This window comes from Rhodococcus sp. (in: high G+C Gram-positive bacteria) (assembly GCF_049591685.1).
Classification (GTDB): Bacteria; Actinomycetota; Actinomycetes; order Mycobacteriales; family Mycobacteriaceae; genus Rhodococcoides.
The window spans coordinates 1-21919 of record NZ_JBAWFH010000066.1 but is presented as its reverse complement, the minus strand read 5'-3'; the positions used below and the strand labels follow the sequence as shown (position 1 = coordinate 21919).

At 64.2% G+C, this 21919-nt stretch carries 24 protein-coding genes; 5 read left to right on the top strand and 19 right to left on the bottom strand.

Going from position 1 to position 21919, the window contains the following annotated elements; all coding sequences use genetic code 11:
- The coding region (locus WBQ44_RS03110; RefSeq protein ID WP_495565277.1) for a DUF6328 family protein at positions 1-285 on the top strand (285 nt) is incomplete at its 5' end.
- Positions 286-296: 11 nt separating this feature from the next.
- Here the strand turns inward: WBQ44_RS03110 and WBQ44_RS03105 are convergent.
- The 3 genes from WBQ44_RS03105 to WBQ44_RS03095 all read right to left on the bottom strand — a co-directional run bounded on the left by WBQ44_RS03105 (position 297) and on the right by WBQ44_RS03095 (position 3030).
- Positions 297-1781 carry an amidase gene (locus WBQ44_RS03105; protein WP_495565276.1) on the bottom strand — a complete coding sequence of 495 codons (1485 nt, stop codon included), beginning with the start codon at positions 1779-1781 and terminating at the stop codon, positions 297-299.
- A gap of 393 nt (positions 1782-2174) precedes the next feature.
- Positions 2175-2747, bottom strand: a complete 573-nt coding sequence (locus WBQ44_RS03100; protein ID WP_495565275.1) for a dihydrofolate reductase family protein — start codon at positions 2745-2747, stop codon at positions 2175-2177.
- A 79-nt stretch (positions 2748-2826) separates the two neighbouring features.
- Complete coding sequence (locus tag WBQ44_RS03095; RefSeq protein ID WP_495565274.1) at positions 2827-3030, bottom strand: zinc-ribbon domain-containing protein; 204 nt, start codon at positions 3028-3030, stop codon at positions 2827-2829.
- 77 nt (positions 3031-3107) lie between these two features.
- Between WBQ44_RS03095 and WBQ44_RS03090 the strand changes: the two genes are divergently transcribed.
- Positions 3108-3926, top strand: coding sequence for a DNA/RNA non-specific endonuclease (locus WBQ44_RS03090; protein ID WP_495565273.1), 819 nt, complete (start codon positions 3108-3110; stop codon positions 3924-3926).
- 165 nt (positions 3927-4091) lie between these two features.
- Here WBQ44_RS03090 and WBQ44_RS03085 read toward each other — a convergent pair whose 3' ends face one another.
- Entirely contained in the window at positions 4092-4481 is a 390-nt protein-coding gene (locus WBQ44_RS03085) for a DUF4190 domain-containing protein (RefSeq protein WP_495565272.1), read from the bottom strand.
- A gap of 216 nt (positions 4482-4697) precedes the next feature.
- Complete coding sequence (locus WBQ44_RS03080) at positions 4698-5390, bottom strand: ZIP family metal transporter (RefSeq protein WP_495565271.1); 693 nt, start codon at positions 5388-5390, stop codon at positions 4698-4700.
- Between the two features lie 207 nt (positions 5391-5597).
- On the opposite strand from WBQ44_RS03080, the gene helR reads away from it, so the two are divergent.
- Positions 5598-7799 carry an RNA polymerase recycling motor ATPase HelR gene (helR, locus tag WBQ44_RS03075; RefSeq protein WP_495565270.1) on the top strand — a complete coding sequence of 734 codons (2202 nt, stop codon included), beginning with the start codon at positions 5598-5600 and terminating at the stop codon, positions 7797-7799.
- A gap of 24 nt (positions 7800-7823) precedes the next feature.
- On the opposite strand, the gene WBQ44_RS03070 is transcribed toward helR, so the two are convergent.
- Positions 7824-8042 (bottom strand): hypothetical protein, encoded by a 219-nt coding sequence (locus WBQ44_RS03070; protein WP_495565269.1) that lies wholly within the window; start codon positions 8040-8042, stop codon positions 7824-7826.
- 127 nt (positions 8043-8169) lie between these two features.
- On the opposite strand from WBQ44_RS03070, the gene WBQ44_RS03065 reads away from it, so the two are divergent.
- Positions 8170-8964 carry a HugZ family pyridoxamine 5'-phosphate oxidase gene (locus WBQ44_RS03065; RefSeq protein WP_495565268.1) on the top strand — a complete coding sequence of 265 codons (795 nt, stop codon included), beginning with the start codon at positions 8170-8172 and terminating at the stop codon, positions 8962-8964.
- Between the two features lie 16 nt (positions 8965-8980).
- On the opposite strand, the gene WBQ44_RS03060 is transcribed toward WBQ44_RS03065, so the two are convergent.
- From WBQ44_RS03060 to WBQ44_RS03040, 5 genes are read right to left on the bottom strand one after another with little or no spacing between them, the layout of a single operon-like run.
- On the bottom strand, positions 8981-9394 hold the full coding sequence (locus tag WBQ44_RS03060) for an MmcQ/YjbR family DNA-binding protein (protein WP_495565267.1): 414 nt from the start codon (positions 9392-9394) through the stop codon (positions 8981-8983).
- Between the two features lie 56 nt (positions 9395-9450).
- Positions 9451-10776 (bottom strand): hypothetical protein, encoded by a 1326-nt coding sequence (locus WBQ44_RS03055; RefSeq protein ID WP_495565266.1) that lies wholly within the window; start codon positions 10774-10776, stop codon positions 9451-9453.
- Positions 10773-11228, bottom strand: a complete 456-nt coding sequence (locus tag WBQ44_RS03050; RefSeq protein WP_495565265.1) for a hypothetical protein — start codon at positions 11226-11228, stop codon at positions 10773-10775. The genes WBQ44_RS03055 and WBQ44_RS03050 overlap by 4 nt, the downstream gene beginning before the upstream one ends.
- Entirely contained in the window at positions 11225-11425 is a 201-nt protein-coding gene (locus WBQ44_RS03045; protein ID WP_495565264.1) for a hypothetical protein, read from the bottom strand. Before WBQ44_RS03045 ends, WBQ44_RS03050 begins: the two co-directional genes overlap by 4 nt.
- The gene (locus WBQ44_RS03040) at positions 11422-13314 is read right to left on the bottom strand and encodes a hypothetical protein (protein WP_495565263.1); all 1893 of its coding nucleotides are present in this window, start codon (positions 13312-13314) and stop codon (positions 11422-11424) included. The genes WBQ44_RS03045 and WBQ44_RS03040 overlap by 4 nt, the downstream gene beginning before the upstream one ends.
- A gap of 274 nt (positions 13315-13588) precedes the next feature.
- Between WBQ44_RS03040 and WBQ44_RS03035 the strand changes: the two genes are divergently transcribed.
- Positions 13589-14998 (top strand): NAD(P)/FAD-dependent oxidoreductase, encoded by a 1410-nt coding sequence (locus WBQ44_RS03035; RefSeq protein WP_495565262.1) that lies wholly within the window; start codon positions 13589-13591, stop codon positions 14996-14998.
- Between the two features lie 35 nt (positions 14999-15033).
- Here the strand turns inward: WBQ44_RS03035 and WBQ44_RS03030 are convergent, their stop codons facing one another.
- From WBQ44_RS03030 to WBQ44_RS02995, 8 genes are all read right to left on the bottom strand, one after another.
- Positions 15034-15438, bottom strand: coding sequence for an ArsR/SmtB family transcription factor (locus tag WBQ44_RS03030; RefSeq protein ID WP_495565261.1), 405 nt, complete (start codon positions 15436-15438; stop codon positions 15034-15036).
- A gap of 64 nt (positions 15439-15502) precedes the next feature.
- A complete protein-coding gene (locus tag WBQ44_RS03025; RefSeq protein WP_495565260.1) occupies positions 15503-16168 on the bottom strand; it encodes an urease accessory protein UreD in 666 nt (221 codons plus the stop codon).
- Complete coding sequence (gene ureG / locus WBQ44_RS03020) at positions 16158-16850, bottom strand: urease accessory protein UreG (RefSeq protein ID WP_495565259.1); 693 nt, start codon at positions 16848-16850, stop codon at positions 16158-16160. Before ureG ends, WBQ44_RS03025 begins: the two co-directional genes overlap by 11 nt.
- 34 nt (positions 16851-16884) lie before the next feature.
- Positions 16885-17541, bottom strand: coding sequence for an urease accessory protein UreF (locus WBQ44_RS03015; RefSeq protein ID WP_495565258.1), 657 nt, complete (start codon positions 17539-17541; stop codon positions 16885-16887).
- Positions 17538-19259 (bottom strand): urease subunit alpha, encoded by a 1722-nt coding sequence (locus WBQ44_RS03010; protein ID WP_495565257.1) that lies wholly within the window; start codon positions 19257-19259, stop codon positions 17538-17540. The genes WBQ44_RS03015 and WBQ44_RS03010 overlap by 4 nt, the downstream gene beginning before the upstream one ends.
- Positions 19259-19891 (bottom strand): urease subunit gamma, encoded by a 633-nt coding sequence (locus WBQ44_RS03005; protein ID WP_495565256.1) that lies wholly within the window; start codon positions 19889-19891, stop codon positions 19259-19261. The genes WBQ44_RS03010 and WBQ44_RS03005 overlap by 1 nt, the downstream gene beginning before the upstream one ends.
- Positions 19892-20112: 221 nt before the next feature.
- A complete protein-coding gene (locus WBQ44_RS03000; protein WP_495565255.1) occupies positions 20113-21372 on the bottom strand; it encodes a DUF6986 family protein in 1260 nt (419 codons plus the stop codon).
- Positions 21369-21776 (bottom strand): PaaI family thioesterase, encoded by a 408-nt coding sequence (locus tag WBQ44_RS02995; RefSeq protein ID WP_495565278.1) that lies wholly within the window; start codon positions 21774-21776, stop codon positions 21369-21371. Before WBQ44_RS02995 ends, WBQ44_RS03000 begins: the two co-directional genes overlap by 4 nt.
- Positions 21777-21919: the final 143 nt, after the last annotated feature.

Sequence of the window (21919 nt, the reverse complement as noted above, 5' to 3'; positions counted from 1 at the left end):
CTCCTGACCGTGTCGGCGTCCATCTTCGCAACGATCATGCTGGTGGCTCCAGTTGGTATGCACCGTCTACTGTTTCGTCAACGCGCGATCGGCGTGCTGGTGCGAGTCGGAAACAGGCTTGCCATCGGCGGAGTCTTCATGCTGGGACTCACGCTCGTCGGTGCGGTCGCCTTGACATTCGAGCTCGTTGTCGGAACGGTTGCCGGGTTTTTCGCAGCCGCAGTCACTGCGGTTGTCATGATCGGTTTCTGGCTCGTCCTTCCGCGCTACTACCGGCACCGTTGACCGGCACCTGATCAGCTCGGCGCCGGAAACCTGTGCACCCAGGGCTGCGCCTCTTCCAATTGTGCTGCGAGCCGCAATAGTTCGGCTTCGGAGCCCAGCTTGCCGACGAACTGCACGCCGAGAGGTAAGCCCTCGTCCGTCCAGTGCAGCGGAACGCTGATTGCAGGGCGTCCGGTGACATTGGCCAGTTGCGTATACGGCACCCACCCGAGACTGTCCTGGACCATGTCGTCCACAACGCCCGCCATCGCCATCAGGCGGCCGGCGCGAAGGGCGTGGACAGCGCGGGCGGCGACGTGAATTGCGCGCGACGACGACGTTTCGCCGACACGTAGTGGGGGAGTCGCCAATGTCGGTGTGAGGAAGAAATCGAATCTTTCGTGGAACTCGGACAGCGAGCGGACGTAGGCCTTGGTGTTCTCCAGCGCCATCATGGGTTCCGTGAGCCCACGATGGCGGCCGAACTCGGCGATGCCGAGGGTGTCGGCCTCGAAGTCTGAATTTCTCGCTCCGGTCCGTTGCTTGATGTCGGCCACCTGAACAGTGACCTGAGCAAACCAGACAGACAGGAAATCTCGCGACAGCGCCCGATCGTCGTACGGGGGATCCACCTCTTCGACGTGATGGCCGAGCTCGGTGAGCAAGGCGGCTGCGCGTTCGACGGCAGCAATGGCTTCTCGGTGCGGTCGCGGGTTGACGGCCGAACGCGTGGAGTATCCGATGTGCAGACCGGCCGGACGTCGGTCCAGGCTCCCGGCATACGGTTGGTCGGGGAAACGAGCCGCATAGCCGGCATACGGATCCGGCCCCACGATGGCGTCGTAGAGTGCTGCACTGTCTCGGACGGTGCGGGTGACGACACCCTGGCTGACCATCCCGAACAACACTTCGCCGGTCTGAGGCCCGTACGGTGACAGACCGCGGCCCAGTTTGAGGCCGACGAGACCGTTGCACGCCGCGGGAATACGAATGGACCCGCCGCCGTCGTTGGCGCCGGCGGCCGGAACGATACCTGCTGCAACCGCAGCGCCCGATCCGCCGGATGACCCACCCGACGTGTGGGCCGTGTTCCACGGATTGCGGGTGGGGCCCCAATAGTCTGGTTCGGTAACACCTTTCGCGCCCAGCTCTGGCACATTCGTCTTCCCGAACACGACCAGTCCTGCGTCGAGGAACCGTTGCGTGACCGACGCGTGTTCGCGGGCGACCACACCGGCAAGGGAACGCGAGCCGTAGGACGTCGGGTAGCCTTTGTACTCCTGCGCGAGGTCTTTGATCAGAAACGGCACGCCCGCGAACGGTCCGGTCGTAGCCTCGTTCTCGGCTCGTTCATCGGCGGCCGCGTCCATCCGCAGGACGATCGAATTGAGCCGGGGATCGACCTCGTCCGCACGGGCTCGGGCAAGCGCGAGAAGCTCCGCTGCGGTAACCGATTTGTCGCGCACCAGACCGGCGAGAGCAGTCGCATCGAGGGACATGTACTCCGAAAGATCCACCGATCGACTGTAGCGTTCGGATCGGGCGCGAACGCAGGAATCGACGTTGGTCGGTAGGAAAGCGGCGTCGTGCCGTTCACACTCCAGCAACCGTAGATTCGTCACAGTGACGTATCGAGGCTTCGGACGAGGGGCTCGAAGGTGGGTGGCAGATACGCCGACAACCCATCGCAGGCCTGTCGATGGGCATACCCGGAAGCGCCTTCACGTACGTGCGTTGCACATCGAGGTCGCAACTAGCGGGTAGGTCGATCATTCTCGATGATGGCTGGTACAGACGTCGAATCGAGCGGGATGTATCGACCATCCAGAATCGCAGGTCATCGCTTTGCCGATAATCTACATTATGTCAGGTGATCGGTGACATCTCCTGCCCCCATGGCTCGGACCGGGTCAGCGCACGACGTCGTAGACGGCTTTCATCACTCCGTTGGAGTACGCGGCGCTTTCGCGTAGTTCGAGCCGCTGCTCGGGACGACTTGTGCGGGCGAACAGGTTCTTGCCCGCACCGAGAACGACCGGAAAAACTAGCAAGTTGTAGCGATCGATCAATCCCGCGTCGGCGAGGCTGCGGGTCAGTTCACCGCTGCCGTGGATGAAGATCGCGCCACCCTCCGTCTCTTTCAGATCGGCTACGTCCTGGATCGAACGAAGAATGGTCATCTCGCCCCACCCCTCGACGAGTGCACCGTCATCGAGGGTCGACGAGACCACGTACTTGGGGAGTTCTTTGTAGCCGGCGAGTTCTTCGGAGTTCACCCAGATCGGAGCAAACGCCTCATAGCTGCGTCGACCGAACATCAACGCCGTGGTCTCCGCGAGTTCCTCACCCTTCAACGCGAAGGCCTCGGGAACGAACTCCGTGCGGGCAACCCATCCACCGCTCGGATGCCCCTCGGCTTCCCCGCCGGGAGAATCCAGCACACCGTCGATCGACACGAAACCCGTCCACACCAACTCGCGCATCTCAGTCTCCATTTCTTGTACGAACGAGGCCGGATTCCGCCGACCGGACACTGCCCTGGAGGATGACTGTAGAGAGTGATCAGATGTCGACGACCGTGCCGCAGATGCCGCACTGCTCGAACTGCTGCCGGTTCCAGCGCGCGATCGGGATGAAGAACACCGTGAATTGCTTCGATTGCCGCAAGCGAGCCCACTGGGTGGTGTTGTGGCAGCGCGGGCATGTACGGGTCGCACCCGGGCCGAGGTTCTTTCGTTTGACGCCATAACCGAAGAGTAAGAACATCACTCGAGCATAGGGGCCGTTCGTGGTCCCTAGCCTCGTTCACGTTGTTGTCACCGCTCTCTGGCTCAATGGTCCTCATGACCACACCTGCAGGTTTCGCCCCCGATTTCCTCGACGCCTCCATCGAGCTTCCGCTGCCGAGCCGTCTCGGTCTGATCGAACTGCCGTACACCCACTTCACGGTGTCGATGGATCTGGAGCGACGCTTGGCGGCCGCGACCGCAGTCAACATCGCCGGCGACGAGCTCCGTGACGTCTCGAGAGGCAACGACTGGCGGCTCGACGAGCGACTGCCCGAGGAACAACAAGCTGGGCCGGAGCTGTATTCGAACAACGATCTCGATCGCGGCCATCTCGTTCGGCGCCGTGATCCCGTCTGGGGGCCGCAGGCCGTCGCAGAACGCGCCAATTCCGACACTTTTCACTACACAGTGTGTGCGCCACAGACCGCTACCTTGAACCAGTCGAAAACGCTGTGGCTCGGACTCGAGGACTACGTGCTCGAGCACGCACGGCAGTACGGACGGCGATTGTCGGTGTTCTCCGGCTGCGTCTTCGCCGACGACGATCCTGTGTACCGCGGGATTGCCATCCCCCGACGGTTCTACAAGATCGCAGCGTGGGCGCAAGAAGGTGGTCTTGCCGCCACCGGGTACATCCTCGATCAGACACCCTCGCTCGGTCCGATAGTCGACCGACCTGCCCGAGCGGAATCCGACGCCCCTCCCCTCGGTCCGTACCGGACGTTTCAGGTCCCCGTTGTCGACATCGCGTCTGCCACCGGCTTGGATCTGGACGAACTCACGAGGGTGGACCGTTACGCCCCAGTCGCGGCAGCGCGCGCTGAAGCGCGCCGATGGACCGAACTGAACGAATTCGCCTCTATCGTCTTGTAAAACTTCACACATGTGGATAGCGCGCAACGGGGTTGGTGCCAAGTTTCCGTGGCATGTCCATGCAATACCTACGAGACGATCGGCCTGAGACCCGTCCGCGTGGAGTCGAGACAGCAGCACCGAACCAACGGGTCAGTCACTGAAGAAATGAATGCCGCGGTGACGTCACGGCTGAGGTACCTCCACGTTCTCCGGCAGCTTGTCTCGCAGCTTGTCGAGTTCCTGTTCGATGCGGTCGACAGCGTTCTGGTTGTTGAGTACCGTCACCGCACCCGCCGCGAACGCGATCGAGCCGATGAGCGCAAGAGCGCTGAGGACGACGCCGGCGATTGCTACTCCCCTGCCCGTTATCCCCAGCTTCTTACTTGCCCGAATGCCGATAAAGCCCAGCACGAGACCGATGATCGACAGGATGAGACCAACCGGCGAGAGCACGACCGTCAGTACACAGAGCAGCGCCGCCACGCCGATCGCCAGTGCGAACGCGGCAGCGGCGCTGGTTCGCGCGGGCTTCGTCACCACTCGCTGCTCCACGTCCACGCCGCGATTCGTCATCCCGCGATCGTCGTCGTTCACTACCCGCCGATCGTCGGGGTCGTTGTTCGAGTGGCCTATCAACGGTTCGTCCCGGGTGCGTGATCCGCGCCGAAGTGTGTGTCGATGGTGCGCATTGTGCCTCCTTCAAAGCAACAGGTGTGGCGTACGTCCCAGTCATCCCCCACCGCGCCGACGTCAAACCCTGCCGATCCCCCGGTTGCGTCCCGGAATCTGTCAACGAAGAGCGAATGCGACGAGAAAGCCCGCGGCGGTGGCCATTCCAACCCACCATCCGCCGTCTCGGTAGGCCTCCGGCATCAACGAATCGGCAAGCACGGCCAGCGTCGCCCCACCCGCGAATGCCTGCACCGCGGAAATACCAGTGTCCGGAATGACATCGGACATCGCGTAGCCGATCACCGTGACGGCGACGAGCACCACGGCGGTGATGGACCAGAGGCCGAGAGCGCGGACATGGCTGAATCCGTGCTGGTTACGCATGAGGGCCGCCCCGCCGACGGCTTCGGGCACATTGCCGACCGCCACTGCGACCAGCAGGACGAGTCCGCCGCCGCTGGTGAGTGACACACCGAGCGCAGTGTTCTCGGGGACACCGTCGAGAACTGTGCCCAGCATCAACGCCCATCCGATTGCTGCAGGCCCTAGCTTGTTCTCGATGAGGTGGTTCGCCACCACGTACACGCCCGCACCCGCGAACAATGCCGCTCCCGCGATGATTATCCCTGCCTGATCGAATGCCGGCTCGAACAATTCGGAGGACACAGCCGCGATCATGGTCCCGGCCCCGAACGCCATCATCGCCGCGAGTAGCCGTTTCGGCAGAGACCACCGCAATCCGATTGCTGCGCCGACGACGAGGGGCAGTGCAGTGCCCAATCCGTACAGCGCTGCACCGACTGCGGTCACCGACGGGATCCGTACATCGAGACGATTGCTACCGCCGTGTCGACGCATACAAAATCGTGCGGGCCGCGGCGGTTACGCGGACACACTTCGTCTTCCACCTTCAATCTATAGCGCAGCCGGGGTCTTGCCACAAGACCCAGGGTGCCCCGCAGAATGGCGCTTCAATCCCCTTACCTGCAGAGACCGGAGCCATGAATGCGCGCGAAGATGTCCGATTCGAACAGCGCCGACACACCCTCGACCGCCGACAACCGGGGCGCGACGCGGAGTGCGTTCGCGTTGTCCCCGGAGCGTCGTTCCAAGTCGATCCCGACGCTGATCGCGGGCGACGAGCGCCACTTCGCCGCGATCGAGGCCAGTCTTGAAGACTCGGTCGCGGATCTCACCGCTCGACTCGACGAGACCCGAAAGTCTGTCGGGCGAGCGGGACGCGAGGCGATGGAACGCGATTTCGAGGTACACCGGTTGACCGGTCGCCTGCGCACACTGCGTCGCTACGGGCTCGACCTGTGTCTCGGCCACATGGTCGATGCCGAGTCGGGCAACACCGTCTATATCGGTCGCGTGGCACTTCTGGACGCGTCGGGCGAGCAGTTGCTCGTCGATTGGCGTTCCCCCGCTGCCGAACCGTTTTTCGGTGCGACGCACGCGAACCCGATGGGATTGGCACGCCGCCGACGGTATCGATGGTTCGGCGGCAGGATCGAAGACTATTGGGACGAGGTGTTTGCCGTCGACGGCCGCGGCGATGCGGACGACGGGATCCGGCGTGTCGCCCTGGACGATCAATCCGCGTTCATCGCAGGCCTGGGTGAAAGCCGATCACCCAGGATGCGGGATGTTCTCGGAACCATTCAGGCCGATCAGGATGCCGTCATACGCGCAGAAGCGCGAGGAGCCCTGGTTGTCGACGGCGGTCCCGGCACCGGTAAAACCGTTGTCGCGCTGCACCGTACGGCCTACTTGCTGTATGCCGACGCACACGTCGGTCGGAACCGCGGCGGCGTCCTGTTCGTCGGACCCCACGAACCGTATCTGAGGTATGTGAGCGACGTCCTGCCCAGCCTCGGGGAGGACGGTGTGCGCACCTGCACGCTGCGCACCCTCGTCGCAGAAGGGGCGGACGCGGAGCAGGAGACCAATCCGGACGTGGCCCGGCTGAAGTCTTCCGCGGCTCTGGTGGGCGCCATCGAGGCAGCGGTGCGCTTCTACGAACAGCCGCCCACTATCGGTATGACGGTCGAGACAGAGTGGGGGGATTTGTGTGTCGAGGTAGACGACTGGGCCGAAGCGTTCGACGCACCCGCTCCGGGAATCCCGCACAACGAAGCACGCGAGGCAGTGCGCGGCCTTCTGGTCGAGATTTTGCTGGACAAGTACGACGGTGTTGCCTCCCGGAGTCTCGTCCGAGATGCGCTACTACGCAACGACGAACTGCGACGTGCACTCGACTCCGCGTGGACCTTGATCGAAGCGGCAGACCTGGTAGCCGACCTGTGGTCGGTGCCGGCCTATCTACGCAAGTGCGCGCCCTGGCTCAGCAACGACGACGTTCGCGCACTGCAACGCGCTGACCCGAATCGATGGACGCTGCCGGATCTACCACTGCTCGACGCGGCACGACACCGCCTCGGAGACCCGACATTCTCGACGCGGCAGCACCGTCGAGATGCCGTCGCCGCTGCCGAACGCCGACGCATGGACCGTGTCATCGACGAGATGCTTCAAGGCCCTGACGACGACGGTCTGCTGGCGCAGTTGCGTCAGGACGGAATCAGGAACGCTCTCGACGACGAATCCGTTCTTCCCTCGGCGAGCGAGGACGATCTCGCCGGCCCCTTCGGGCATATCGTCGTCGACGAGGCACAGGAACTAACCGATGCGGAATGGCAGATGCTCCTTCGCCGTTGCCCGTCGCACAGTTTCACGATCGTCGGCGATCGTGCGCAAGCCCGTCACGGATTCGCCGAGTCGTGGTCGGAGCGATTGCAGAGGGCTGGGTTCGAGCGGATCGGGTCGACATCGTTGAGCATCAACTATCGCACTCCTGAGGAAGTGATGCGCGAGGCGGAGCCGGTGATCCGGGCAGTTCTACCGGACGCGAACGTGCCCTTCTCCATCCGCTCGAGTGGCATTCCGGTCATCTACGAGGCTGCCCACCGGGTCGACGCCATCGTTCGGGAATGGAGCGACGACAACGTGGAAGGAATCGGTTGCGTACTAGGCAGTTCCAACTTCGAGCCGACGTCACGGGTGCGCGCGCTCACACCGGAACTGACCAAAGGCCTCGAATTCGACTTGGTGATACTGGTGAATCCGGAGGCCTTCGGTTCCGGTATCGAAGGCGCTGTCGATCGCTACGTCGCGATGACTCGGGCGACCCGACAATTGGTGATTCTCACCGGCTAGAGTGGCCCGTGGCCGCCCGATCGCTCACTCGTCGGCCGTTTCGGTGTGCGCACTGTCGCGCCGCCGTGCTCGGAGACGGAGGAACTTCGCGCCGGCGGCGCCCAACACCGCCAGCCACCCGACACCGAGCACCAGCAAACCCACCTTCGTCGCCGACGCGACCCTGTCGTGGTCTGCGTAGACGTAACCGACACCTGCCCAAATCATTGCGACGACCGCGAACAGGCACAGCGCCGCAACCACCGCCCGGACAGTCCGATTGCTCCGCATCACTTTGAACACACCGCTTGCATGCCCCACGGCTCATTACCCGAAACGCGCAGCACCCTGGGCAGCCCCGCTCCGAGCAGCAACTACGTACACTTCCGCCATGGCACTCGATCACGGCGACCCCGGCGACGCTCCGTCGACTCCCCCACCCTTGACCGAGGCGGCACTCGTCCGAAGATCGACTGCCGCGGAGGAAGCACGCACCGTAGCAGCATCGACGAACATCGCCACCCTGGCTACGCTGACCACCGACGGTGACCCCTGGGCTTCGTATGTCACCTACGGATTGCTCGACGGCTCGCCGGTGCTGTGTGTCTCGAGGATGGCCGAGCACGGACGCAACCTGCACCACGATCCCCGTGCGAGCGTGTCCATCGTGGCCCCGGAAACCGCCGCCGATCCGCTCGCCGTCGCACGCGTCACCCTCGCGGGAATAGTCGAGAGCCCGACCGACGACGAACGGGCCGCGGCACGGGACGCGCATCTGAACGCGGTGCCTGCCGCCAAGTACTACATCGACTACAGCGACTTCACGCTCTGGATCCTTCGGGTTCGACGTGCGCGCTGGGTCGGCGGCTACGGACGGATGGATTCTGCTTCGGCAACCGACTACGCGGCGGCAGCGCCGGACCCTGTTGCACCGAACGCCGGACCAGCGATCGTCCATTTGAACGACGACCACGCCGACTCGCTGTTGGCGATGGCACGCACCTTGGGCGGGTACCCGGATGCCGCTGTGGCGACATGCTTGTCGGCGGATCGATACGGTCTCGACCTCGCCGTCGAAACACCTCGGGGCAAAGCGACCACGCGCGTCGGATACGACCAGCCTATCGACGACATCGCACAATTGCGTTCCGCAACAGTCGAGTTGGCACGTCGCGCGCGCGGGTGACGCTGCTGTTTCTCGCCTAAATCTCGGGGCGGTCCACGGCTTCGACCAGCTTCTGCGGCGCAAGGATGCAGTAGCTGTCGGTGAGTAGTTCTCGTATCTCGTCCGAATCGTGTAGATCGGCGACGATCAAACCCACGGTGTCTTCACCCCACGGCGCTCGAAAGAACGGATGCCCGAGCCGTACGAGTACGTCGTACTCCGGTGCCTCGGATCTGAATGTCAGTACCGTGGACGTCGAGTCGATCCTCCCCGCGCGCGCGAACGCCTCCGGGCGCTCGGGCTCGACCACAAGAACGTGGGCGAATGTACGTGAGCGGATCTGCCATCGCGTCCCCGTCCACGCCGCTTCCTCGACGACCTCGGGTAACGAGGTACAGACGTGTCGAATCAACGACAGCACGGGCTCGGGAACATCCGGGTAGTCACTCATGGTGCGCCTCGTTCCTGTCCCCGGCCCGTGTTTTCACGCTCGAACCATACGGCGGCTCACCCTCCGAACAACAGGAACAATCCACCGAAGGTGTAGAACACCATCAGCACCATGAGCGCCAGCTGTCCGGTCAACCGATGTCGGCTCGGCAGCACGCGCAGGGATGCGTCGTGAGCAGCGGTGACTCCGAGAACGTGTCCACCGAGCACCGCGAGCACTTTGACGGTTGCCACGACGCCAGGGTGCAACGACAGGAAGTACGAGACTTCCCACCCCTGCTGCCCGACGGCGTCCCAGCCGCTCCCGAGCGGGTCCGCCAACAAAATCGCTGTCGCTTGCCCCTTCTCCACCAGGTAAGTGAGGTAGTGCGCGAGGATGTACCCGAAGACGATGGGTACGAGAGAATGGGCCAGTACTCCGGGCAACGCCGCGCGCTCTTTGTGGGTCACACCCCCGGTTGCCCTGGCGGCCGCCCAGAAGGACACGCCCACGAAAGTGATCAGCGCTGCCAGACCGCCGGTACGCCACAGGGTCGCGCCCACACCGGACGACGACGCCGAGTCCACCAGATCTCGCCATACAGGTATCTGCGAGGCGCTGTCGAAGGCCGTCGATCCGAGCAGAACCGCGACGACAGCCACCGTGCCGGGCATGACCGGCAGTGTGCGCAGACCGTCAAGGGGGTTACGCAGAACCAGAGAACGGTCCTCATGTCTGCCCAGAACCGACATGGTGGCGACAGTGCTACTGAATCTTTCGAACGGATCCCCGCGGTCGAACCACGTGTCTCCGAACAGGACTGCGCCAACCGCAGTCACTGCGACGTACCCGATGCACCACCACCGGATGGCGGACAGCGAACCGGGGTCCACGTATGCCAGCTCGAGCCACACGAAGGCCAACAAGCCGACAACGGCAGGCCACGCGCCACACCACCGGGGATATCGAAGGAAGCCTTGCGAGGTGGAACGGCCCGCAACCCCGCACACCAATCCGTGCAGTGTCCTGAGCGGCGAGATCACCCTCCACACCGGGCCGAACACCGCCGACGCAACGGGTACACCCACCCACAGGTACACGTAGAACACCCCGGGCAACGCATTGGTCGCATCGCTCGGTCCCGCGAACGCCGCGACCGCGACGTACACCGCGAACACCAGGGCCGAGACCCGAAGCGCCGTGCGTGTGGGTGCGGCGTCGACCACCCGCGTGACCCCGGCGGGCAGCGTCGTCCAGCTGCGCGAAGGGTCGAGGCGTGGCGTTTTCCAAGCGAAGATCAGAATCGCGAACGAAATGGCGAGCGCCCATGCGCCGCCGATGAGAACGTAGGTCGCCGGAATCGGCAGATCGGTCGACCCACCCAATCCGTGAGCGAGGATCACGGCCTGACGAGGAGGGTCGCGATCGTCCTACCCGAGTCGTGCAGCTCGAGGGCCACCTGCCCGGGAACATCGACGACGAACTCGAACACCTGCCCCTGCGCAGCCTCGATGTCGAAGGTGTGATCCGGGACGGAATGCACGTGAAGTTCATCCGCGGCATCGCTGTCGACGCGCACAGCTATCGGTTCGCCGACAACGGCCTCGATCCTTTCGTTCGTCGGCGCCACCGAACCGGCCTCGATCGACACCTCGATCGTCAAGGCATTCCCGGGCGACGAGGGCGTGGTCGCACTCGGTGTCGTTGTTTTCGGTGTCGTTGTGTTCGGTGTCGTGGTGTTCGCTGTCGCCGAGTTCGCTGCGGAGTCGGATGACGTATCCGCTTCCGTGCCGCAACCGACCACTGCTCCCATCAACCCTGCGCACATCAGCGCAGCCCCGATCCGGGACCTCATGTGTTCTCCTCGTTCGTGGATTCGTTCCACCCCGGGCGGTCTTCGGGTGGGATGCGTTCTTCGTCCCGTTCGGCGCGGCGGTCTCGTGCCACGACGAACAGCACGACGCCGACGATGACGAACGCGGGAATCAGGGCGGGTAGGGCGAGTACGACCGAGTGGTCGGCCAGGTAGATCACGTTTTCCGGCGCTGTCACGAGTTGCTCGTCAACTCGTTGTCCTCGGTGTTGCGCAGCGCGTTTCGAGGAGTCACGTCGGAGATGCGGACGGTGCCCCACGCCAGCGCCCAGACGAGAAGCAATGTGCACACGAGCACGACCAAAGAGGCCGCGACGAACAACCATGCGGGGTGGTCGAAGTTGCGCTCACGCTGCAACAGCGTGATCTCCGAAACCAGGTCTCGGGTGAACGCCGGCTCCGCGGTCACCTCTTCGGCGCCGATCGCCGGATCCGCTGCCATGAAGATCGGTGCTGCCGCCATGAGGTTTCCGTCGTGGACACGCAGGACCGTTTTCCAGGTGCCGTCCACCGGCACCGGCTTCGTGGAGCGGTAGGTGCCTTCACCGGTGCGCTCGAGGTTGTCGACAACCAATCCGCGGAGAGTGTCACCGCCACCCTGCCACGCAAGAATCGACACCCATTCGGCGTCGTCGCTGATCAGGTCGACAGGGTCGATCTGCACGTCGGCTGTGACGGTGCGGAAGCCGTCGATCGGCTGAGCTTCGGTCAACCGAACCGAAGCCGTGGCGTCGGTGGGTACTTCGAACATGAGGCCGTTCGCGACGGTTCCGCCCAGGGCGAGCAGCATGGCCAAGACGATTCCGCGTCGGACGGCAGGACGGGGAATGCCGTCCCCGCTCAGTGCCTGCGCGAACAACCCGGCACACAGACCCACGGTGACGCCTACCGGGACGGTCATCCACAGCGTGTCGAGCCACATGCTCGAGGTCCACGGGAAGAGATACACCGCGTCGATCCAGAGTGATTCCAGCCAGACGCCCACGGTGCCGACTCCGAGTCCGGCCACCGCACCGAACAGCAGGCGACGGTCGACCAGAGGGGTGAGCGCGATGATCTCGACCACGACCGCAGCGCCGAGGTAGAGCGCGAACACGTTGTGCGCTTCTCCGAATACGGGTCCGACGACGACGGCGGTTATTTCCCGGACGATGGCGGCGAAGGCAACGGCGAACACAGCGGCACCACGGCCGACCATCAGCCGTGCAGCTACCAGCGCGAATGCACCCGCGCCGACGATCAGCATCGGTTGAAAAATCAGCTGAAACTGCTCGACACCGAAGTCGTACTCGATTTGAAATACCGACAAACCGATCAACAGGCCACCGAACGCCGATCCGCGGATCATCCAGGTCAGAATCGGGCTACGACTCCATCGGGGGTCCGGCGCCGGGCCGTCGGCGACGGCTCCGAGGGCCATTCTGCCCTCGTGTTCGAGAAGAACGACGCCGATGAGGGACAGTCCCGCGCCGCCGATCAACATCAGGTGCGTCGGTCCCCAGAGCGTGACGTCCTGGCCGAAGATGCGGTGCCAGATGTCGTCCAGGGGAAAACCGATGAGCGCGTACAGGCCGGCGCCCGCGATGAGGATGCCGCCGGTCGGGACGTACCAGGTTCGCGTCAGCTTGATTGCGGCCCGACCCGGCTTTTCGTCGAGAGGCAGGATCATCGCCAGTACGCCGGCGATGAAGAGGAAGAACAAGCCGACGAGGATGAAGTAATGGGCCGGGTTCGCCAACGGACCCTCGTCGCGGCCACGACCGATGTGCAGGCTCACGTCCCAGATGAAACCCAGGAACGCGGTGAGAATGGTGGAGATGAACATGACGATCGGCAGGGCCGACCATCCGGGCAGTTGCGTCTTCTCTCCGGCAAAGTCTGCAAGACGGCCCAACCAGGTGATGCGGCGAGTACGGTGCAGAAAAGCGAGGTAGAGCAGACCGAGCGAGATCACCCCTGCTGCCGCGCTCATACCGAACACCTGATCCAGCGCCGCTCCCCCACCCTCAGCGGCGAGATATTCCGGTGCCGAGTTGAAGTTACTCGCGGTAACACTTATCTCGAACATGGTCAGAGTATGAACGGCCGACGCTCGAATTACCAGACTTTCGTCGAGATTCGGGCAAACGTGCTGCGTCCGTGGGTTCGTGCCCGTCGCCCGCAGGTTGTACTGAAGCGATCAAGTAAGCCCTCGGGACGCCCTCACATGCTCCCGCCCTGGTCAGTGAGGCCGACGTTCTCGTCGCAGGGTTGACGGGGCGGTCGGAGGGGAACCTTGCGAAGACGCCCGAAACGATGGCGACTACCGTTGCAGCTACATCTCAATCTCTAGGGAGCAGGTAATGAGCATCCAACCGGTCGAATCGCAGCGCCATCGTGTCGTCGTCATCGGTTCCGGATTCGGAGGTCTGTTCGGCGTCAAGGCACTGAAGAAGGCCGACGTCGACGTCACGCTGGTCGCCAAGACCACACACCACCTCTTCCAACCACTCCTCTACCAGGTTGCCACCGGCATCTTGTCCGTCGGCGAAATTGCACCGACGACGCGCGTCATTCTGCGCAAGCAGAAAAACGCCGAAGTGCTCATGGGTGAAGTTCTCCACATCGATCTGACCGCGAAGACAGTGACCTCCAAGCTGCTCGAACGCGTCACGGTCACTCCTTTCGACAGTCTCATCGTCGCGGCAGGCGCCCAGCAGTCGTACTTCGGCAACGATCACTTCGCCGAGTTCGCGCCGGGCATGAAGACCATCGACGATGCTCTCGAGCTTCGCGGGCGCATTCTCGGCGCATTCGAGCAGGCCGAACTGTCCGACGACCAAGAGGAGCGCGACCGCCTCATGACGTTCGTCGTCGTGGGCGCAGGCCCCACCGGCGTCGAACTCGCCGGCCAGATCGCCGAACTCGCAGACCGCACTCTCGACGGTGCATTCCGCAACATCGACCCCCGCGACGCTCGGGTCATCCTGCTGGATGCCGCGCCTGCCGTCCTTCCCCCCATGGGCGAGAAGCTGGGCAAGAAGGCGGCCGACCGCCTCGAGAAGCTCGGTGTCGAGATCCAGCTGAACGCCATGGTCACCGACGTCGACAACGACGGCCTGACCGTCAAGGAAAAGGACGGCTCGACGCGCCGTATCGAGGCGCAGTGCAAGGTGTGGTCCGCCGGCGTGCAGGGCAGCCCGCTGGGCAAGATCCTCGCCGACCAGTCCGATACGGAGACCGACCGCGCAGGACGCGTCGTCGTCGAGCCGGATCTGACGATCAAGGGACACCCCGACGTGTTCGTCGTCGGTGACCTCATGTCCGTCAAGGACGTTCCGGGCATGGCACAGGGCGCCATTCAGGGAGCGACGTACGCCGCGAAGCAGATCAAGGCATCGCTCAAGGGCGAAGACCCATCGCAGCGTCAGCCGTTCAAATACTTCGACAAGGGCTCGATGGCGACGGTTTCACGCTTCAATGCCGTGGCGAAGGTCGGCAAGTTGGAGTTCGGCGGCTTCATCGCGTGGGTCATGTGGCTCGCACTGCACCTGTACTACCTCGTCGGATACCGCAGCCGGATCACCACGGTCATCTCGTGGTTCGTGACCTTCCTCGGTCGCGGACGGGCCCAGATGGCGTCGACCGAACAGCAGGTCTTCGCGCGTTTGGCCATCGAACAACTCAATTCGATGGAATCGTCCGAAAACCCCGGGGGCAGCGACGGGGCCCGCGACGCGCGAGCGACGCAGGAAGCCAAAGCTGCCGGCTGACCGCGCTGACCAGACCTGATCGAGCCGACTCGGCGTCACTCCTGCACATGATGCGCATGGGTGGCGCCGAGTTCGTGCAGCATCCGATGAACGATGTCGTCGTCGAGCCGGTACGTCATCTTCTTACCGTCTCGTTGCACGGCGACCCATCCCTCGTTGCGCAGTAGACGAAGTGCGTGTGACACCGATGTCGCGGTCATTCCCAGCGCCGACGACAGATCGGTGACGCAGATGCCCGGCGCGCGATGCATACACAGCAGTATGCGCAGCCTGGTCGGGTCCCCCAGCAGGTCGAACCTCTGCACCCAACTCGCCAAATCGTCGACGGCGTCGAGCGCAGCGCGCGCCTGAGCCACATGCTCGGGGTCGAACGATTCCTGCCGGACGGCGCCCTCCCGCGCCGGGCAATCGGCGTCGCTGCTCTCCGAACCACTTCTCATGACCACAACGTTCTCACGACTAAGCCGTTCTCATGACTACGCCGCTCTCACGACTACGCCGTTCTCATGACTGCACTGGTAGTGCGTCGAGGCGGGCCGCAGTCGACGTCGTCAGCGAACCACCCGCTGCCAACGGCATACGAACGCGCGTTCGTCCATCCGTGTCCGCTGCCCGGTCGTCCGGGAAAATCAGGGTGCTCGACAACGCCATAGGAGCCGCCAACGCATCGTGCCCCACCGAGCCCTCGCCCAGTTCTATGCGATGACGCAGATGAGGTCGACCGTCGACGTCCGAATGCGTCGTCGCTCTCCAGCGTCCGCCGCGCTCGCCTGCCCTGCCGATCTGCACCCGTTCGCGGAACTCGATCGTCGACGACGAGGTGAAGTGCAAGACGCTGGTGGTGTGATGGACGGCGTCGGCGGCGACGATCATCGGTTCCGGATCGAATACCAGCGATGCACCCGCGCCCACCTCGAAAGACCAGTGCGCGAACGACTCTCGATCCACCGCACCGGGCAGTGCCAGCGATGCTGCCACGCTGTGGATTGCCAATCGCGCGCCCGCGCCCACCACGATCGAGATGTACATGACGTCGCCGCCGAGCGGGGTCGCAGCCGTACCGATCAGATGGACGGTGTCCGGCCCGGTCAACCGTGCGGACAACCCACCCGACGCCGCGATCCGAGGGCTGCGACGACCGTCCGCCTCGATGGCCAGATCAGTGCGCATCCGCGGCAGCCGACTCCCGCAACTGTGTTCGGACCCAATCGAGAACCTTGGTCGCCGTCGGGTCTTCGGTGAGCGAAATCAGCGCAGTGGGCCGGCCCTCACGCACGCGGGTCGCATCGTTCTCCATCACCGTCAGATCCGCTCCTACGTACGGGGCGAGGTCCGTCTTGTTGATGACCAACAGATCGGAGAACGTGACTCCGGGTCCGCCCTTCCTGGGCACCTTGTCCCCGCCCGCGACGTCGACGACGAAAATCTGAACATCGATCAGCCCCGAAGAGAACGTTGCCGTCAGATTGTCGCCACCGGACTCGACGAGAACGAGGTCCAGCGGCGGGTTTTCGGCAACGAGATCGTCGATGGCGTCCAAGTTGGCGGTGATGTCGTCGCGAATGGCGGTGTGTGGGCACCCACCCGTCTGCACGGCGGTGATGCGTTCGTCGGACAGAACCGCATGCCGGCGGAGGAAGTCGGCGTCTTCGGTCGTGTAGATGTCGTTGGTCAGCACTCCGAGCGACAACTCGTCGCGTAGTTCGCGGCACAGTGCGGCAACCAGAGCCGTTTTCCCGGATCCGACCGGTCCGCCGATTCCGATGCGCAGAGCTTCACCGGGCACTCGGACGCGCTTGGGACGGTCGTGTCCGTGCTCGTGTGGCTTTCCGTCGATGAAGTGCGGGGGCATGGGTGTCGCCTTTCGAGATGGGTTGCGCATGTTTTCAGGAAGCGAACAGGGGTCGTTCGCGACGCACGTGCGTTTCGGCCAGGACGTCGAGAAGTGGATCGGACAGGTCCGTGAGATGGGGCAGGCGTTCGCACACGAGGTCCGCTACGGCATCACAGGTTCGCGCGATGCGCAGGGTGCACGCGGCGACTTCCGACGGGTCGAGTGCGAGCAGACGTTGCGCCGCAACGGCCGAGCCGGTCATGGTGGTGTATATCTGCACCGACGCGATGTCGGCACCGGTGAGACCCGCGACGGCGCCCACCACTCCGGAGACGACCGCCAGGTGGGGCTTGGCCGGCAGGACCGACCAATCGTGTTGTGCCCACGTTGCTTTCGCGAGCCTCAGCAATCCCCGACCCTGCGCTCTCGACGCAGCTCGTGCGGCCGGGGACGGTGTCCGTGCGTCGGCTTCCGCTTCGGCCCGGTCGACACCGATCGAGGATTCACACAGGGCAGCTGCAATCGACGCTGCCACCGCGCCGCTGGTGCGGATCCGCCTGACGAGAAATTCCTCCAGCGTGTCGATGTCGCGGACGAGCCCCTGCTCGATCGCCTCCTCCACTCCCCCGGAATGGACGTGACCGCCGGTCGGGAGCCGAGAGTCTGCAAGCGAGAAAAGGGTGGCGACATGCGCCGTTGCAGCACTCAAAACAGGAAATATCTCTGTGCCATGGGCAGTTCGGTTGCAGGCTGCTCGGCCCACACCTCACCGTCGATTCGAACGGTGAAGGTGTCCGGTCGGACCTCGATCCGGGGCTGCGCATCGTTGAGCGGCATGTCCGACTTCCCCACTGCTCGAACGTTGGACACCGCGACGAGCCGTCGGTCGCAATTCAAGCGATCGGCCAACCCGTCCTCGATGGCCTGCGGAGCGACGAAGTGGACGGATGTGGCGGCTGCCGCCTTGGGCGATGCCCCGAACATGGGTCTGGGGAGTTCCGGCTGGGGGGTCGGGATCGAGGCGTTGGCGTCACCCATCTGAGCCCAGGCAATCATGCCGCCCTTGATCACCGCGTGCGGCCTCACTCCGAAGAACGCCGGATCCCACAGCACCAGATCGGCCAACTTGCCCGGCTCGATCGAACCGATCTCGTGGTCCAGTCCATGCGCGACGGCCGGGCATATCGTGTACTTCGCCACGTAGCGCATCGCCCGGTTGTTGTCGGCTCGGACGTCTCCTTCCAGCAGTCCACGTCGCTTCTTCATCACATGAGCGGTCTGCCAGGTGCGCAGTACCACCTCGCCGATCCTGCCCATGGCCTGAGCATCGCTACCGATCATCGAGATTGCCCCCATGTCGTGGAGCAGATCCTCGGCGGCGATGGTGGACGGCCGAATACGGCTCTCGGCGAACGCAAGGTCTTCCGGGATCGACGGGTCGAGATGGTGGCACACCATGAGCATGTCGAGATGCTCGTCGAGCGTGTTGACGGTGTGCGGCCGGGTCGGGTTGGTCGAGCTGGGCAGAACGTGTCCCTGTGACGCCACGGTGATGATGTCGGGTGCGTGTCCGCCACCGGCACCTTCGGTGTGGTACGCGTGAATACCGCGACCGGCTATGGCACCGAGCGTGCTCTCGACGAAGCCTGCCTCGTTCAGCGTGTCGGAGTGCAGTGCCGCTTGCACGCCTGCGTCCTCGCACACCCGAAGGCATGCATCGATCGCGGCGGGCGTCGATCCCCAATCCTCGTGCAGTTTGAAGCCCGAGGCACCCGCCCGCAGTTGCTCCCACATCGCGTCACTGCTGACGGTGTTGCCCTTGCCGAGCAGGATGATGTTGAGCGGCCAGTCGTCGAGCGCTTCGAGCATCCGCGACAGGTGCCACGCCCCGGGTGTGACGGTGGTGGCTTTGCTGCCCTCCGCTGGCCCGGTCCCTCCCCCGACGAGCGTTGTGATGCCGCCACCGAGTGCTTCCTCCATGATTTGCGGGCAGATGAAGTGCACGTGGCAGTCGATTCCGCCTGCGGTGAGGATCTTCCCGTTGCCCGCGATGATCTCGGTGGAGGGTCCGATCACCAGACCTGGATGGACGCCGGTCATCGTGTCAGGGTTGCCGGCTTTACCGAGTGCGACGATGCGGCCGTCGCGAATACCGACATCCGCCTTGATGATTCCCCAGTAATCGAGGACGACGACTCCGGTGATGACGGTATCGGGGGCACCATCTGCTCGCGTGGCTCGCGACTGGCCCATCGATTCGCGAATGACCTTGCCGCCGCCGAACACCGCTTCTTCCCCGGCGAGACCCGGCCCGCCGCTCCGGTCGTCCGTGACCTCGATGAACAAATCCGTGTCGGCCAGGCGAATTCGATCGCCGGTGGTCGGTCCGAACATCTGCGCGTACCGAGCGCGGCTCATCCGTGCCATCAGGCATCCAGCTTTCCGGGTGGGTTCAGGCTCAACCCGTGCACTTCGCGGGAGCCGCCGAGGGGAACGAGATCGACAGTCGCGGTGATGCCGGGTTCGAAACGGACCGCCGTTCCGGCCGGGATGTCGAGGCGGCGACCGTGGGCGCCGATGCGGTCGAATTCGAGAGCCTCGTTGGCCTGGGGGAAATGCACGTGGCTACCGATCTGCACCGGACGATCCCCGGTGTTGACGACACCCATTGTGACCACGTCGGCGCCGTCGTTGATCTCGATGTACCCCTCGGCGGTGACCACTTCACCGGGAATGAGATGGCCGTCACCGCGTTCGGGGGAAATCGGGTCGTGCACCGTGATCAGTTTCGTCCCGTCGGGGAAAGTTGCTTCCACCTGCACCTCGGGAAGCAGCTCGGGCACTCCGCCCATGACGTCGTCGGAGCTCAACACCTCGCGTCCGGACGACATGAGCTCGGCAACCGACCGGCCGTCGCGTGCCCCCTCGAGCAGATGATCAGTGATGACGGCGACAGCCTCGGGATGGTTGAGCAGCAGCCCCCGCGCCCGTCGTTTACGTGCCAACTCGGCTGCGTAGCTGATGAGCACCCTGTCCTGCTCGTGCGGTGTCAACCGCATTCGGTCCTCCATCCGTTCTCGAGTCGGTCGGTCGAGATACCAACGCTAATACGGCTTCCCCCGCTGCGTGCACGCGGCAGGCTCGGCGCCGTCGAAGGTGACCGGATCGACACATCCACCTAACATGCCCGTAACACGGCGTGCCGAATGCAACCGCGAAGTGGCGCCAACTACGCATGGCCACAACGCCTTTCGTCGGAACCCACCTTCGAAGAGTGGTGCTAGGCCGAGCCGCCGACGGTTCTGTCGAGCAATCCACGCAGTGACTCGACGGTGATCGACGCCGACACAGCCTGCAACTCCTCCGCTGCCACAGCGCCGGACTCGAGTCCGCGCACGAGCACACCGGCAAGGGCTTGAGCCGTAGCGGGTTCGTCCATCGTGGAGCCGACGGAGCGCTCCAGGTACGCAGCAACGCGCGTCGCCGCAGCGGGCATTGCGGCGGCGAAGAACGACAGGGTGGCCAACCAACGCGTCGCGAGGTGCGCCGGGTGCATGTCCCAGCCCTGATAGAAACCGCGCTCGAGAGATCGGGTGACGAGATCGAAGTGATGTGTGATGGCGCGGTCCACCTCGGCCGGCGAACCCGTCGGCACGATTTGGGTGGATCCGTCGCACACCCACACACCCGTCTGTGCGGCAGCGGCGAGCATGACGTTCTTCGCGTGGTCTGCGGCCGGGTGGGCCAACGATTGGTGGGCGGAGGTGATGCCCAACGCCGCGCTGTAGTCGTACGTTCCGTAGTGCAGGGAGGTACAGCGGCCGTCGGCACGCGTCAGAGCACGCGCGAGAGTGGCCGACCCGTCGCTCCCGACGATGGCCTGAGGGCTCTCGATCTGCAGTTCGAATCTCAGTGAACGCTCGGCGAGGCCGTGCGCCGACTCGAGTTCTTCGCACAGCGCGACCACCGCGTCGACCTGTTCGCTCGCGCGCAGTTTCGGCACCGTGAAGACGAACCCGTCGGGCACGCCACCCGCAGCATCGAGAACCAGCTCGAGAGTTCGGAATCCCCTCCGACGTTCGTGTGGAGCGAGGCCCTTGGCGCGAATACCGAGCCAGGTCGGCCCGGACGGATCAGCGGCGAGAGTGGCCAGAACACCACCTGCGTCGCGCGCGTGCCCGTCCTCCACGGCGTCGCTGCGCCAGCCGTAACCATCTTCGAAGTCGATGCGAAGGTCTCGGATCGGCGTGGTGGAGAGGATCTCCCGCACCTTCGGCAGCACACCGCTGGTGTCCAGCGTGGCGAAAACCTCGGGCCGCGAGTCGATCAAGTCGAGAGCCTGCATACCCCAGCGCTCAGGCACCTCGGACGTTGCCGATGCGGCAGGCACGTACACCGTATGTGCCGGCTGCCCACCTATTCGATCTCCCGGGTAGTGCGCGTCGAGAGCGACATCGACCGGAGCGAGAATTTTCTCGATGCGCTCGTGAGCGCGCTCGGACAGGGCGTTCGGCTCCTTGGACGAGCCGTGGTCGATCACTCCGACTGTCCCAGAGCGGCGGTGTCGGTGACGTTCGCCAGCCGCACCTTGCCCTGTGCGACATGCTTGCCCGCTTCGTTCGTGATGTCGACCTGCCAGATCTGCTGAGTCCGTCCGCGGTGTACCGGCCGTGCTTCACCGAACAGCGTTCCTCGACGCGAAGCGCGCAGGAAGTCGGTGTTGTTGTTGACTCCCACCACGTGACCGCGATCGCCCAACCACACGCTGGCACCGATACTCGCCATGGATTCGACGACCGAGCACAGCACGCCGCCGTGCATGATCCCTGCCGGTTGGTGCAGACCCGGAGTCACCTCCCAGGTCGCCCGAACCCGGTCGGAGGACACCTCGGTGTATGTCAGACCTATAGCGCCGTCGAAGCCTTGCGCGCAGAGTTCCGTCATCTGCTGCGGATCCACGTCGGCCAGGGTCGGGACCGAGTTGTGACCGTCGGTTCGTTCGGTATCCGTCATCGGTTTCTCCTCGTGTGCCGGGCATTTCGAGTCTCGAGACTACGAACCAGGACTACACGAGCGCCGGTCAGACG

Bases quoted from the DNA above. Each gene is read 5' to 3' on its own strand.
- helR (WP_495565270.1), top strand. From the start codon at position 5,598: ATGTCCGATTCGAACAGCGCCGACACACCCTCGACCGCCGACAACCGG.
- WBQ44_RS03010 (WP_495565257.1), bottom strand. From the start codon at position 19,259: ATGGCACGGATGAGCCGCGCTCGGTACGCGCAGATGTTCGGACCGACC.
- WBQ44_RS03085 (WP_495565272.1), bottom strand. From the start codon at position 4,481: ATGACGAATCGCGGCGTGGACGTGGAGCAGCGAGTGGTGACGAAGCCC.
- WBQ44_RS03090 (WP_495565273.1), top strand. From the start codon at position 3,108: ATGACCACACCTGCAGGTTTCGCCCCCGATTTCCTCGACGCCTCCATC.
- WBQ44_RS03095 (WP_495565274.1), bottom strand. From the start codon at position 3,030: ATGTTCTTACTCTTCGGTTATGGCGTCAAACGAAAGAACCTCGGCCCG.
- WBQ44_RS03040 (WP_495565263.1), bottom strand. From the start codon at position 13,314: ATGTTCGAGATAAGTGTTACCGCGAGTAACTTCAACTCGGCACCGGAA.
- WBQ44_RS03060 (WP_495565267.1), bottom strand. From the start codon at position 9,394: ATGAGTGACTACCCGGATGTTCCCGAGCCCGTGCTGTCGTTGATTCGA.
- WBQ44_RS03100 (WP_495565275.1), bottom strand. From the start codon at position 2,747: ATGCGCGAGTTGGTGTGGACGGGTTTCGTGTCGATCGACGGTGTGCTG.
- WBQ44_RS03065 (WP_495565268.1), top strand. From the start codon at position 8,170: ATGGCACTCGATCACGGCGACCCCGGCGACGCTCCGTCGACTCCCCCA.
- ureG (WP_495565259.1), bottom strand. From the start codon at position 16,850: ATGCCCCCGCACTTCATCGACGGAAAGCCACACGAGCACGGACACGAC.
- WBQ44_RS03025 (WP_495565260.1), bottom strand. From the start codon at position 16,168: ATGCGCACTGATCTGGCCATCGAGGCGGACGGTCGTCGCAGCCCTCGG.
- WBQ44_RS02995 (WP_495565278.1), bottom strand. From the start codon at position 21,776: ATGACGGAACTCTGCGCGCAAGGCTTCGACGGCGCTATAGGTCTGACA.
- WBQ44_RS03005 (WP_495565256.1), bottom strand. From the start codon at position 19,891: ATGCGGTTGACACCGCACGAGCAGGACAGGGTGCTCATCAGCTACGCA.
- WBQ44_RS03035 (WP_495565262.1), top strand. From the start codon at position 13,589: ATGAGCATCCAACCGGTCGAATCGCAGCGCCATCGTGTCGTCGTCATC.
- WBQ44_RS03050 (WP_495565265.1), bottom strand. From the start codon at position 11,228: ATGAGGTCCCGGATCGGGGCTGCGCTGATGTGCGCAGGGTTGATGGGA.
- WBQ44_RS03030 (WP_495565261.1), bottom strand. From the start codon at position 15,438: ATGAGAAGTGGTTCGGAGAGCAGCGACGCCGATTGCCCGGCGCGGGAG.